Below are 12369 nucleotides of genomic sequence, written 5' to 3' on the forward strand. Positions count from 1 at the left end.
GCAGAAAATCCACTTATCTCACTGTCCAGTTTTCCCAAGCCACCTCTGTTGAAGGAGGCTGACATGGCCCTTCGCATCACGTCGGTGGCTATGGAGATCAGTCGGGCGGAAGCCGGCATAGATCGATCGGATTTTGTGGAGGTGGACATGGCCGCGCTCGTGCAGGATCTTGTTGATGCCTATGAGCCGGCTGCAGCATCGCAGGGCATAAGGCTCACATTTTCTGCCCGTGACGATGCCTCGATCGTCTTTGGGCACGAGCAGTTGCTTGGGCAGGTCGTGGCGAACCTGATCGACAACGTCTTCCGTCATGCAATGCATGGCGGCATCTGTGATCTGACCATCGATCGCATCGGGGGATATGTTCGGCTGCAGGTAGCGGACCGCGGCCACGGCGTGCCCGCAGAAGACCATGAACGAGCTTTATGCCGTTTCGTGAAACTGAATGCTTCACGGTCAAGCCCAGGTGCTAGCCTCGGCTTGGCGCTGATCGACGCAGTGGTACGACTTCATGAGGGGGCCATTCGCCTCGAGGACAATAAGCCCGGCCTGCGTGTAATCATCGCACTCCCGACGTCGGATCAGTCCTCATAATGTGGCAGACTGCACCGCATTGGATCGAAGGGCGTTGATGAAGGCTACCTTGTCGTCCAGTGCCATCGCGACATGGTGGACGGGTTCGCCTAGCCCAAGAGGCTTGGGCGATGGAATAGGGGGGGACACCTCTAGCATGATGTTGGGAAATGTCATCAGCGACGTCTTGATTGTCCCTGGCCGCTTCACATCCGATGAAGGGAAGGCGATGCTCGCATTTATGATCGACGCCAGTGGGACACGGAAATCATAAAGGATGCCGGCCCGTATGCGCACGTCTTGATCATCGATCGTGACCGGCATGCGCCGAAGCGAGCAGATCAGGCCGAGAAGATACAGCAGGCTGATGTCGCTTATGATGAAGATGACCCAACCTAGGGATGGCTTCCACAATCCCACAAGCAGGTGAACGCCGAGCGCTTCAACGACGGCAAGGCAAAAGAACGCCCATAAAATCGGTGCGACCAAGCGATGGTAGCTAAAGCTTTGGACACCGGTAGGCACATCGGGCGGAGACATCCAGAGGAAGGCGTTGGAGATGATCGTCAGTTCGGCGGCAGCCACGCGCGCAAGGGCTTCGGGCAGAAGCTGTCCCAAGGCATTCTGGAGGCGCTCGCGCGGGTTGGCGCTATCGCCGCGGAACATGGCAATTGCACGCACCCCGCCCCACAACAGATGCAACAGGACCGGCACCGCAAGCAGCCATATACCCCAACCATCTATTAGGTATGCGCGCGCCTCACGCGGCATGACGACGACGGAGGAAATGCAGGTTGCAGCGAGAAGAGCATTGACGTGCCTCAGGCCGAACGAGGCGCGATTATAGAAATGGGCCATCAGGATTATGCATAAATTGGCGACGATGGCAGCCATGGCACCAGTTTCAGGAGACAGCCCCCCGATTGAAACGCGCATGATCTTCACATAGGCCGCAGCCACTATGAGCTTGAGCAGAAAAAGCGATATGCTTCCTACCATCTTCCCAGGGCCAACCTCAGACAGGTCATTACGCCCGCCTTCCGCTAAGGGTTTCCGCGACATATCTGCCCTTTGCTACGCTGTGACATGATCGCGCGTTCCGCTTCCGAATGCCAATGTCCGTTTGCTAAGCGTGATCGCGTCAAGGGTGGCTTTCCCTTCAAAAAAGTCGCCCTCATCTGGCCGGACATCCCTTAAGATGTTCAACGCATGGGCACGCGTCCGCACGCAACGATGGTCCACGGCGATATCGGCCAGCAACTGCACAGTATCTTCGTCATGGACATGTCGGAAAAACTCCAACAGCAAAAGACGCGTTGAAACCAGATCGCCGGCGCCCTTCGCGATCCTTCCTGTAGAAACGTCGAAGATGAACTGAGGAGTTTCTGTCATGCGGGTCGGGCGGCACATCAGGTTGAGCGAAACCGATATAGCCTCCGGCTCCCTTTGCGTGTGGATGTCACGCCCAGCTTCATACACCATCGTCCGCCCAGGTGTGAGCTGCTCCATGCCGCACTCCTCAATATCGACGGCCTCGCCCTCATAGCCTTCCACCTTGTCGCGGTCGTAGCGATAGAGATTTGTCTGATATCCCGGCCCGAAGTACCCAACGGTGACAAAGTGAAAATTGTGATCGTGTGGCATTTCGTAGGAATATAACGCCTGCTGAAATTCCTTCTGCACGCCGCTGGCCTGGATCGGCAGCCATATGTTGGAGCGCACATAGAAGTCCTTTGTGAACCGCCCCGGGTTTGCCGGAGGCTATTTGGTTTAAGTTACGCAGCCATGGAGACGTCGTCCAGCATGGCATAATATTGTGCTTCGGCTTCAGCGGTTGGATATTGCCGATTGGCTTCAGCAAGCGCCTGTTGTTGAACCAGTCCACCCATTCGAGCGTGGCATATTCGACAGCTTCAAAAGATCGCCACCGTCCCCTGCGATGGATCACCTCGGCCTTGTAAAGGCCATTGATCGTCTCAGCCAAAGCATTGTCATAGCTGTCGCCAACACTGCCAACCGAGGGTTCAATCCCGGCTTCTGCAAGGCGCTCCGAGTATCGGATAGAGACATATTGGCTGCCGCGATCGCTGTGGTGGACAAGGCCGCCACGGTGAACAGGGCGCCGCTCATGGATAGCCTGCTCCAGTGCATCCAGCACAAAGCTGGCATGCGCAGTTCTGCTGACGCGCCAGCCCACAATGTAGCGGGCATAGACGTCGATTACGAAGGCGACATAGACGAAGCCCGCCCACGTCGCGACATATGTGAAGTCCGACACCCAAAGCATGTTGGGCGCCAGAGCATGGAACTGCCGGTTGACGTGATCGAGCGGGCATGGCGCAGCCTTGTTACTGATCGTGGTCCGCACAGGCTTGCCACGGACCACCCCCTGTAAGCCCAAATCGCGCATCAGCCGTTCGACAGTGCATCGGGCGACTGCAAAGCCCTCGCGGTTCATCTGCCGCCAGACTTTGCGCACGCCGTACACCCCGAAATTCTCGGCAAAGACCCGGACCACCTCTGGCTTCAGATCCTGATCGCGCCGGGCACGATCAGACAGGCGCTCTGGATCACGCCGCTGCGCGACGCGCTCATGATAGGTGGATGGGGCAATCGGCAGAACCCTGCAAATCGGCTCGACCCCATATTCCGCGCGATGCTCGTCTATGAAGGCCGTCATCGTTTGAACGGGCGGTCGAGCTCCGCCTGGGCAAAATATGCGCTCGCCTTGCGCAATATCTCGTTGACCTGGCGCAGCTCGCGGTTCTCGCGTTCCAGCGCCTTCAGGCGATCAGCCATCTCGGTAGGCACGCCAGCGCGCTTCCCGCTGTCCACCTCGGCCTTCTTTACCCACTCGTTCAGTGTGTGTGCCGAGCACCCGATCTTCTCGGCGATAGAAACCATCGCCGCCCAGCGAGAGGGATGATCTGCCTCGTGATCCAGCACCATGCGTACCGCCCGCTGGCGCACCTCAGGTGCAAACTTGTTCGTCGTCCTGCTCATATTGGCTCCACTTACTCAGAAGTTGGAGCCTCCGGCAAACCCGGGGCGGCTCACTCCGCGCGCGCCGTGGCGATGGCGTAGCGGAATATCTGGCTGCATGTGCTGCGTAGGCGTTTGGCCGTCTCGTAGCGGCCCTTGCCCTCCATCTTACGCAGCATGGTCAACACCTCCTGCGCGGTGATGGCGGTGACAGGGCGCTTGCCCAGCGACGCATTGATGAACGCCAGCAGCCAGCGCAGCTTTTTCATCGTGACGGCGGAGCGGCCTTCGCGCTCGACTTTCACCAACCATTCGTCGGCAACCGCCTTAAAACTGTTGGACGCGGCTACGGTGGCGGCAATCCGATCCAGCTTGATCTTCTCGGCGGGATCATTCCCCTTCGCCAGCACTTTGCGGGCGGCGTCGCGCTGCTCACGGGCGTCGGCAAGGCCGATGTCGGGATAGACCCCGAAGGCCAACGTCTTCTGCTTGCCAAGGTGGCGGTAGTTCATGCGCCAGTAGCGCCCACCATTGGGCGTCACATAGAGGAAAAGGCCATCGCTATCGGTGAGTTTATAGGGCTTGGCTTTGCCCTTGGCGTTTTTGATCGCAGCGGCGGTGAGCGCCTTGATGGTATCTCCTTTTCGAGGAGGGCCGCGCTACCATCAGACATACCATCAAGTTGCTGGTATCCGGTGGTCCGAGACCGCTCCGTATGGGATACCTATACCACGAAAAACCGCAGAATTCCGCCGTTCTCGGCACATTCTGATACTCTCTGGGAGAGTATTCTGGTGACCCCTACGGGAATCGAACCCGTGTTTCAGCCGTGAGAGGGCCGCGTCCTGACCGCTAGACGAAGGGGCCACATGGCCGCATGGCGGCCGGGCAGGGGGAGCGCTTTAGCAGGCCGATCCGCCGCGTCAAGAGAAAGCGCGTGCGCCATTATCGCTGGATAATAAAAAACCACCCCATGCAAGCATGGGGTGGCCAAGGTTCAGGGAGGAGACGCCTCCAAAGGGGGGAGGCGCCCATACGACACACCCGAAAGGGGGGCAGGTGCGCCGTATGTTCAAGAGATAGGCCAGGTCGCACTGCCTTTCAAGAGGGATGCGCCCTGGCTTCCATCAATTATTTGAGCCGGTTCGGGTTAACTTGCCGTTCAGGCTTCTACGGGGACCGGGGTTTCGGGCATGGCGATCGGCCCCTTGCCCTGGGCGATCTGCGCCTCGAAAATCTCGCGCATCAATTGCAACGAGAAGAGATGGGCGTGGATCAGCGGCAGCATCCCGCTCTGATTGATCTTGCGCAGCTGGTCGCCGCGCAGGTCGCGCAGCTTTTCCTCATTGATCATGCGGAAACCACGGTAGACGAAGGGCTGGTCTGCGATCGGGGTCTGGATCGACACTTCGCCATCCATCAGCAGGCCCAGTTCCTGAAGCTCGCGGACGAACTGGCCGGTGCGGGCCGCTGCCTGCTCGAAATCCTCGCAGAACTTCAGCACACCCTGGGTCAGTTCGCTGGGCTTGCCGTCCTCGAACAGGGCATTGCCTTCCTCGAACGCGCCGATTGCAGGGCTTGTGGGGTCGAAGCAGAGCGACAATTCCTCGCTGTCGGGACGCAGCTTGGCCAGCATCCAGGGATAGCGACGGACATAGGCGGGGACATAGGCCGGACCGCGCAGCTTGCCTTCATCATCGACGAAGATGTTGACGCCTTCATTGAGGCCCATCAGCAGCAGCGGCACGGAGTCCGCGCCGGCCGAGAAGATGATCGGCGCAAAGCGCTGCGCGTTGACGAATTCATCGACGGTCAGCGGCACGGCATGTTGCGTCGTGAGGAAGGGTGCCGTTTCCACGCTGCGGCTCTTGAAATCCGCATGATCCACGGTGCTGAGCGGGAGCAGGTCGTTATAGAAGATCGGCAGGTTGTTCGCGGGCGCACTGGCCATGATCAGGTCCATTCTCTCAATGATGCGACGCGTTGACCTGCGCCGCGGGTCCGTAGATTGGGGCAGGGCGATATAGGCCTTGCGGGTCGGGTGCAATCGCTTTGTCGGTGGCCCGCGCTCAGCCTTCGCCGGGCAGCGGGATCAGCTTGCCGGGATTGAACAGGCCCTTGGGGTCGAAGGCCGCCTTGATCGCGCGCAGCGCGCTGATCCGGGCAGGGCTGGCGAGGCGGCCCAACTCCGCCCGCTTCATCTGGCCGATGCCATGTTCGGCAGAAATGGAGCCCCCGGCTGCGACCACGGCATCGTGGACGAAGGCGTTGATGACCTGACCCTGTGCGGCGATCCACGCCGGGCCGTCGCTCGTTCCCCTGGGAGCGCGGACATGGAAATGGACATTGCCGTCGCCCAGATGGCCGAAGGACGAGGCAGTCGTACCGGGAAAGGTCGCTTCCGCCGCCGACGCCGCCTCGATCATGAAGGCGGGCATCTTCGCAACCGGCACACTGATATCATATTGCAGCGCCGGCCCCTGCGCCCGCTCCGATTCCGAGAGGGATTCGCGAATCCGCCAGAAGGCCTCGGCCTGGGCCTCGTTCGCGGCGATCGCGGCGTCCATGGCGATGCCGCGATCGAAGGCTTCTGCCAGCGCCCCTTCCAGCCGTTCCGACGGACCAGGTTCCGACAGGTCGGCATGGTCCACCTCGATCAATACATGCCATGGGGTGCGAGGTTCGATCGGCGAGCGGGTGCCGGGTACATGGCCGAGGACGAAGCCCAGCGTATCGTTCGCGATCACCTCGAAGCCTTCCACGCTGTCGCCGAGCTTTTCCTCGGTCAGGCGCAGCAGGCGGAGGGCATCGGCGGGGCTCTTGACGCCGACCCAGCCCACCGCCCGCGCCGCGATGGCGGGTACCAGCCGCAAGGATGCCGCCGTGACCACGCCCAGCGTTCCTTCGGCGCCGATCAGCAACTGCTTTATGTCGTAGCCGCGATTGTCCTTCTTGAGCGCGTCCAGCCCGTCAAAGATGCTGCCATCGGGCAGAACCGCCTCGATCCCTTCGACGAGCGCGCGCATCGTGCCATGGCGCAGCACCTGCGTGCCTCCGGCATTGGTGGATACGAGGCCGCCGATCGTGGCCGATCCCTTGGCTCCCAGGCTGAGGGGAAAGCGGCGGCCGGCGGCTTCCGCTGCGTCGTGCAACACGCTCAGGATAACCCCAGCCTCGCAAACCGCCAGATTGTCCTCGGGCGACAGGCTGCGGATGCGGTTCATCCGACGCAGCGAGAGGATGAGGGCGGAACCATCCGCCGGCGGGGTGGCGCCGCCCACCATCGACGTATTGCCGCCCTGGGGCACCAAAGCGACGCCCAGTTCCGCCGCCAGCTTCACCGCGGCGGCGACTTCCGCCGTCGACGCGGGCGACAAGATCGCTGCTGCAGCGCCATGGTAGCGGCCACGCCAGTCGCTGACCCAAGGAACGATATCGTCGGGTTCGTCGGTGACGCCCTTGGGGCCAAGCAGGGCGGCGAAGCGGTCGATGATGTCCTGTCCGATCATGGACGCACCTATGCCCCGGAATTCATCGACTGTTCAACCGTTGGTCGATAGCGTGGGATCGCAAGAAGGGGTCCATTTTGTTTCATTCCGTTCTGCTGCTCCTTGCCGCGCCTGCCGGAGAGCCTGTGCAATTGGCGCAGCTGACGATTCAGCAGCGCGTCATCATTCGCGTGCCGATGCCCCGCAAGGGCAAGGCGCCGCCGCGAATCGCGCCGGAAGCCGGGGATGCCTGGGAAGAGAAGAAAGGACCGCGCTGCATCGCGCTCCGTTCCATTCGTGGGGCCAACATCCTGGTGCGCAATGGCGTGGACCTGTTGCTTGCGGATGAGCATCGCTATCGCGCCCGGTTGGAACGGGGCTGCGATTCGACCGGCTTCTATTCGGGTTTCTATGTGGAACCGCATGAGGACGGGTCGCTCTGTTCGGGGCGGGACGAGTTGCACGCGCGTAGCGGCCTGAGCTGCGCGATCGACAGCTTTCGTCGCCTGATTGCCGCAGAGTCGGACGATTAAGCGAATTGATGGCGGGCAATGACGCGATTTTCTTGACAAGAGGCCGATATTTCCGCAAGTCGCGGCCGATTTCTGTCCCGCGGACGCGCAGGGCAGGCCACCTCCTGTCCCGGACCATTGAATGACTTTCGCCGATCTCGGCCTTTCCGACGAATTGCTCAAGGCCGTAACCGAGTCCGGTTATGACACGCCGACGCCCATCCAGGCGCAGGCTATCCCCTCCGTGCTGATGATGAAGGACATTATCGGCATCGCGCAGACGGGGACGGGCAAGACCGCCAGCTTCGTGCTGCCGATGATCGATATCCTCGCCCATGGTCGCGCTCGTGCGCTCATGCCGCGCAGCCTGATTTTGGAGCCGACGCGCGAACTCGCCGCCCAGGTGGCCGAGAATTTCGAGAAGTACGGCAAATATCACAAGCTCTCCATGGCGCTGCTGATCGGTGGCGTGCAGATGGGCGATCAGATCAAGGCTCTGGAACGCGGCGTCGACGTGCTGATCGCCACGCCCGGCCGGCTGATGGATTTGTTCCAGCGCGGCAAGATATTGCTGAACGGCTGCTCGATGCTCGTCATCGACGAAGCCGATCGAATGCTGGACATGGGCTTCATCCCGGACATCGAGGAAATCTGCACCAAGCTGCCGGCGCAGCGCCAGACGCTCCTTTTCTCGGCGACCATGCCTCCGGTCATCAAGAAACTCGCCGACCGCTTCCTCAGCAACCCCAAGTCGATCGAGGTGGCCCGGCCGGCCACTGCCTCCACCAACATCACCCAGCATCTGGTGAAAGTCGATTCGCGCAAGAAGCGCGAGGCCCTCCGCGCCATGTTGAACGTCGAGGATGTCACCAGCGCGGTGATCTTCTGCAATCGCAAGACCACGGTGCGCGAACTCAACAAGAGCCTGCAACGCTATGGCTTCAAGTCGGGCGAGATCCATGGCGACATCGACCAAGCGTCGCGCATCGCCGAACTGGAGCGGTTCCGCGAGGGCAGGGTCAATATCCTCGTCGCGTCGGATGTCGCAGCCCGCGGGCTGGACATCAAGGGCGTAAGTCACGTCTTCAACTTCGATGCGCCTTGGCACCCCGACGATTATGTCCACCGCATCGGCCGCACGGGTCGCGCCGGTGCGACCGGCGTCGCCTATACCTTCGTCAGTGAAGCGGACGCCGAGGCAATCGACAATATCCAGAAGCTGATCGGTACCAAGATCGCCTATGCCGATCTGCCGGCCGGTGCGACCGGTGCCGAAGCTCCGCACGAAGATCAGCGTGCCGAGGGCCGGGATCGCCAGGATGACCGTCCACGGGGCGAAAAGCGCGATGCGCGCCCTCGCAGCGAACGGCGCGAGGAGCGTCCCCGCGACGACCGCCGCGACGACCGCAAGGATCGCGCCGCCGTCCCGCAGCGCCAGCGTCGCCACGACGCGGCCGACGAGGGGCCGGATGACGGCTGGAACGGTCCGGTGCCTGCCTTCCTCTCGGTCGGCTTTGCCGGCTGACCGGTATCGCAACGGTGACGGCGATTGTTTTCTTCCGGAACATGGCCCTGTTACCCCGCAACTAACCTATCGGCTTTATCTAAGTGCTTGAATGATCGTATCGGCGGCGTCGGACGCCGTGGTGGCGTCGACGTCGATCGGAAAGTGCGGCGGTGGCATGGGCCGGTCTGAGTTCGTGCAGGAGCGTCAGGCAGCTCCGCGTCCCATATGCGGCACGATCCGTTGCCACCTGCGCGGCATACCTCCTCGAAAAGACGCGCGGGAAAGTTGCTCGCAACGCTGGGCTCAGGCGCGACGGTGAATAGGAGCGATCGGGCCGGGTCGCGCAGCCTGCGAAATCGCGGGCATCCACAAGCTTTCGCGCAGGCTGTCCCACGATCAAATGATTGTGGGACAGCGTAGGTAGATGCGTTCGACGATGATGCGGCCGATGTCAGCTTGCCCGAGGCGAGCGGGCTGTAAATGAACACGAGGCGCATCGCGGCGTTCTGATGCGAGCAGCTGTCTATCCGAATGAGTGTAGAGACCAGGCAAGCCCGCAGCGTCTGGCGGTGGGCGGCCAAACGAAAAGGGCCGGTGCGACGATGCGCATCGGCCCTTTTCGTTTCCGCCTCAGTGCGGGCTGCTCAATTAATCGTGCCGAGATTCCTGATAGCGCCTTCGACCAGTTCCTTGTCCGCCTTGGCATCGTGGCCTTGGGCGATCAGGGTGGCGGCGGCGGCAGTTGCCGCGCTCACCGCCTTGGCCCGGATGCCGGCGATCGCAGCACGCTCCGCGGCCCCGATCTTGTCCTCTGCCATCTTCTGGCGACGGGCGACCAGGGCTTCGGCGTTGATCTTGGCGTCGGCGATCAGCCCTTCGGCCTCATGCTCCGCAGCCTTGCGCATCGCTTCCGCTTCACCGGCGGCGGCCGCCAGCTTGGCTTCATACTCGCCTTTGAGCGCTTCAGCCTCAGCGCGAAGCTTCGAGGCCTCGGCGAGTTGTTCCTTGATCTGAGCGATCCGGCCGTCCAGCGCCTTGCCGATCAGGGCAGGCACCTTCTTGACAAGCAGGATAGCGATGAACACCGCCATCGCCAGGCTGACCCAGGCGGTGGCGTCCATGCCGATCGCCTTGGGATCGGTGTGGGGAACCGCGCCTTCATGGGCGACGGTGCCGACCGGCTCCATGCCTTCGGCATGAATGGCCTGATCGAGCGTGGGGGGCGTTTCCGCCGAATGCTGTGCTGCTGCCTCAGCCATGGGCCAGTGCCGCCTTTACTGCGTTGCGGGCTGCTTCTTCCGACGCTTCGACGCCGGCAATGCGAGCCACCATGTCGCGCGCCGCATCGGCGGCGACGGTTTCGATTTCTCCCAGCGCCGCGTCGCTCGCAGCCTGGATACGGCCTTCGGCCGCAGCGATCCTGTTCGCCACCTCGGCATCCGCGGCGGCGAGCTTCGTTTCCGAAGACTTGGCCGCTTCCGCCTTCGCCTTGGCCATAACGGCCTGGGCAGCGGCGCGGTTCTCTGCGTCGCGAAGGCGATAGTCCGCCTCGGCTTCGTCGGCACGGGCGAAAGCCGCCTTGGCCGCATCCAGATCGCCGCTGATCTTCGCGTCGCGCGCGTCCGCCGTGCCCTGGACTTTGGGAACCATGCCCAGGCCAATGACGAAGAAGACGAAGCCGAACGTCACCAGCAGCCAGAAGATCTGACTGGAATAGGTTTCGGCGATTTGCGCGATTTGAGGCATGTTACGGTCCGTCCGATCAGAGGGCGGTCAATAAGGGAAGCGGGCAGGGCCGGCGATCACGCCGCACTGCCCGCTCCGGATTCGTGATCAGGCCACGAACACCAGGATCATGGCGATGACGAACGCCAGCAGACCCAGAAGTTCCGCCGCGGCGAAACCGATGAACAGGCGGCCCTGCTGACCGTCAGCGGCGCCCGGGTTGCGCAGCGCGCCTTCCAGGAACGAGCTGAAGACGTTGCCCACACCGAGGGCGGCGATGCCCGCACCGATCGCGGCCAGGCCAGCACCGAGCAGCTTTGCGGCTTCTGCGTCCATGTCGTAAACTCCCTTGTTAAATCTGTCTAAACGTTGAGGAAAATCAATCGAAACTCAGTGCAGGTTCTCGGCATCGTTGAGATAGACCGAGGTCAGCAGCGCGAACACATAGGCCTGGATGACCGCGACCAGCATTTCCAGCGCGCTGATGCCGACCATCAGGACGAAGCTGGCGGTGCCAACGGTCAGGCCCAATGCTGGCGAAGCATTGGCGCTGTTGATGACGAAGCCCGCAAGCACCTTCAGCAGGACGTGTCCGGCGGTCATCGCGACGAACAGTCGCAGGCCCAGGCTGAACGGACGCACCATGAAGGAGACGAGTTCGATGAAGAAGAGCGGTACCACCATCAGCGCCGGGGTGCCGTGCGGCACGAACAGCGAGAAGAAGTGGAAGCCATGCTTGGCGAAGCCGACGATCAGGACGATCGAGAAGCTCATGATCGCGAGGACGCCGGTTGCGGTGAAATGGCTGGTGAAGGTGAAGGGGTGAAGCCCGAAAAGCCCCAGCGGCAGCATACCCAGAAGGTTCGCCAGCAAGATGAACATGAAGAGCGAAAAGACGTAGGGAATATACTTCCGCCCCTTGTCGCCGATGTTGGCGATCAGCAGGTTCTTGATGAAGCCGGTCATATATTCGACCGCCATCTGCCACCGGCCGGGCACCAGTTCCCGCTTCATCCCGCCAATCACGAACACCCACAGCACCACGGCTGCGAGCACCATGTAAAGCGCACTGTTGGTGAAAGCGATGTTGAAGCCGCCGAGCGACAGATGATCCGTCCCGAACAGCGGTTCGATCGCAAACTGGTGCATCGGATCGATTTTGCCGGATTCTGCCACGTTGACCCCTGTAACGTCTAAGCCTTCGGACTATGACAAAAGCGTCCCTATTGGTCGGGACGCTTCGCCGTCGTCAATCTGATGATGTTCCTGAACGCCGCCACGATCCCGAGACCGAGGAACACGAGCAGGAGCCATGGGGATGTGCCGAACAGCCGGTCGAGAACCCAGCCGATCAACGCACCACCGACAAGACCGCCGATCAGTTCAGCCAGAACCCGGTTGCCCAGACGTGACCCATCGTCCGCCTGCTGCTCCGTAGCCCCCTGCCTGACCTTTTCGACATGCTCGGCCTTTGCGATCCGCTCCTCAAGGGAAGCGATCCGCGAGTCCTCGCCCGCCGGGTCCTGTCCGGGTGTATCCGCTGCCATGCGCCTCCTCCATCGGGTATTTCACCCCATGGCGG

The 12369-nt window shown here is 61.7% G+C and carries 13 protein-coding genes, 1 tRNA gene, 1 pseudogene and 1 other annotated feature; of the genes and pseudogenes, 3 read left to right on the forward strand and 12 right to left on the reverse strand.

Going from position 1 to position 12369, the window contains the following annotated elements:
* Positions 1–63 precede the first annotated feature (63 nt).
* Positions 64–594, forward strand: a complete 531-nt coding sequence (locus tag A7Q26_RS10260; protein WP_066859278.1) for a sensor histidine kinase — start codon at positions 64–66, stop codon at positions 592–594.
* Here the strand turns inward: A7Q26_RS10260 and A7Q26_RS10265 are convergent.
* The 7 genes and pseudogenes from A7Q26_RS10265 to A7Q26_RS10295 all read right to left on the reverse strand — a co-directional run bounded on the left by A7Q26_RS10265 (position 589) and on the right by A7Q26_RS10295 (position 7064).
* Positions 589–1635 carry a hypothetical protein gene (locus A7Q26_RS10265; RefSeq protein ID WP_066859279.1) on the reverse strand — a complete coding sequence of 349 codons (1047 nt, stop codon included), beginning with the start codon at positions 1633–1635 and terminating at the stop codon, positions 589–591. The two genes, A7Q26_RS10260 and A7Q26_RS10265, sit on opposite strands and share 6 nt — an antisense overlap.
* Positions 1636–1647: 12 nt before the next feature.
* Complete coding sequence (locus tag A7Q26_RS10270; RefSeq protein WP_066859280.1) at positions 1648–2295, reverse strand: hypothetical protein; 648 nt, start codon at positions 2293–2295, stop codon at positions 1648–1650.
* A 53-nt stretch (positions 2296–2348) separates the two neighbouring features.
* Positions 2349–3576 (reverse strand): annotated as a pseudogene (locus A7Q26_RS24570) (IS3 family transposase).
* Positions 3179–3295, reverse strand: a sequence feature (AL1L pseudoknot). Its footprint overlaps the pseudogene before it by 117 nt.
* Positions 3577–3626: 50 nt before the next feature.
* A complete protein-coding gene (locus A7Q26_RS10280) occupies positions 3627–4187 on the reverse strand; it encodes a tyrosine-type recombinase/integrase (RefSeq protein WP_269747248.1) in 561 nt (186 codons plus the stop codon).
* A 160-nt stretch (positions 4188–4347) separates the two neighbouring features.
* A tRNA-Glu gene (locus A7Q26_RS10285) sits at positions 4348–4422 on the reverse strand.
* A gap of 295 nt (positions 4423–4717) precedes the next feature.
* The gene (locus A7Q26_RS10290) at positions 4718–5506 is read right to left on the reverse strand and encodes a SapC family protein (RefSeq protein WP_066859494.1); all 789 of its coding nucleotides are present in this window, start codon (positions 5504–5506) and stop codon (positions 4718–4720) included.
* Positions 5507–5624: 118 nt separating this feature from the next.
* On the reverse strand, positions 5625–7064 hold the full coding sequence (locus A7Q26_RS10295; protein WP_066859282.1) for an FAD-binding oxidoreductase: 1440 nt from the start codon (positions 7062–7064) through the stop codon (positions 5625–5627).
* Between the two features lie 77 nt (positions 7065–7141).
* Here A7Q26_RS10295 and A7Q26_RS10300 point away from each other — a divergent pair, with 77 nt between their 5' ends.
* Together A7Q26_RS10300 and A7Q26_RS10305 are read left to right on the forward strand one after the other, a co-directional pair.
* A complete protein-coding gene (locus A7Q26_RS10300) occupies positions 7142–7576 on the forward strand; it encodes a hypothetical protein (RefSeq protein WP_066859283.1) in 435 nt (144 codons plus the stop codon).
* A gap of 121 nt (positions 7577–7697) precedes the next feature.
* Positions 7698–9080, forward strand: a complete 1383-nt coding sequence (locus A7Q26_RS10305; RefSeq protein WP_066859284.1) for a DEAD/DEAH box helicase — start codon at positions 7698–7700, stop codon at positions 9078–9080.
* Positions 9081–9706: 626 nt separating this feature from the next.
* On the opposite strand, the gene A7Q26_RS10310 is transcribed toward A7Q26_RS10305, so the two are convergent.
* The 5 genes from A7Q26_RS10310 to A7Q26_RS10330 all read right to left on the reverse strand — a co-directional run bounded on the left by A7Q26_RS10310 (position 9707) and on the right by A7Q26_RS10330 (position 12334).
* A complete protein-coding gene (locus A7Q26_RS10310) occupies positions 9707–10321 on the reverse strand; it encodes a F0F1 ATP synthase subunit B family protein (RefSeq protein WP_066859285.1) in 615 nt (204 codons plus the stop codon).
* Positions 10314–10808, reverse strand: coding sequence for a F0F1 ATP synthase subunit B family protein (locus tag A7Q26_RS10315; protein WP_066859286.1), 495 nt, complete (start codon positions 10806–10808; stop codon positions 10314–10316). The genes A7Q26_RS10310 and A7Q26_RS10315 overlap by 8 nt, the downstream gene beginning before the upstream one ends.
* A gap of 87 nt (positions 10809–10895) precedes the next feature.
* Entirely contained in the window at positions 10896–11123 is a 228-nt protein-coding gene (locus A7Q26_RS10320) for a F0F1 ATP synthase subunit C (RefSeq protein WP_004207392.1), read from the reverse strand.
* Between the two features lie 54 nt (positions 11124–11177).
* Positions 11178–11963, reverse strand: coding sequence for a F0F1 ATP synthase subunit A (locus A7Q26_RS10325; RefSeq protein WP_066859287.1), 786 nt, complete (start codon positions 11961–11963; stop codon positions 11178–11180).
* A 47-nt stretch (positions 11964–12010) separates the two neighbouring features.
* Positions 12011–12334 (reverse strand): AtpZ/AtpI family protein, encoded by a 324-nt coding sequence (locus A7Q26_RS10330; protein WP_066859288.1) that lies wholly within the window; start codon positions 12332–12334, stop codon positions 12011–12013.
* Between the last annotated feature and the right edge of the window lie 35 nt (positions 12335–12369).

The organism is Sphingobium sp. TCM1, assembly GCF_001650725.1.
In the GTDB taxonomy this organism is placed as follows: domain Bacteria; phylum Pseudomonadota; class Alphaproteobacteria; order Sphingomonadales; family Sphingomonadaceae; genus Sphingobium.

Bases quoted from the DNA above. Each gene is read 5' to 3' on its own strand.
- A7Q26_RS10260 (WP_066859278.1), top strand. From the start codon at position 64: ATGGCCCTTCGCATCACGTCGGTGGCTATGGAGATCAGTCGGGCGGAA.
- A7Q26_RS10265 (WP_066859279.1), bottom strand. From the start codon at position 1,635: ATGTCGCGGAAACCCTTAGCGGAAGGCGGGCGTAATGACCTGTCTGAG.
- A7Q26_RS10290 (WP_066859494.1), bottom strand. From the start codon at position 5,506: ATGGCCAGTGCGCCCGCGAACAACCTGCCGATCTTCTATAACGACCTG.
- A7Q26_RS10295 (WP_066859282.1), bottom strand. From the start codon at position 7,064: ATGATCGGACAGGACATCATCGACCGCTTCGCCGCCCTGCTTGGCCCC.
- A7Q26_RS10305 (WP_066859284.1), top strand. From the start codon at position 7,698: ATGACTTTCGCCGATCTCGGCCTTTCCGACGAATTGCTCAAGGCCGTA.
- A7Q26_RS10310 (WP_066859285.1), bottom strand. From the start codon at position 10,321: ATGGCTGAGGCAGCAGCACAGCATTCGGCGGAAACGCCCCCCACGCTC.
- A7Q26_RS10315 (WP_066859286.1), bottom strand. From the start codon at position 10,808: ATGCCTCAAATCGCGCAAATCGCCGAAACCTATTCCAGTCAGATCTTC.
- A7Q26_RS10320 (WP_004207392.1), bottom strand. From the start codon at position 11,123: ATGGACGCAGAAGCCGCAAAGCTGCTCGGTGCTGGCCTGGCCGCGATC.
- A7Q26_RS10330 (WP_066859288.1), bottom strand. From the start codon at position 12,334: ATGGCAGCGGATACACCCGGACAGGACCCGGCGGGCGAGGACTCGCGG.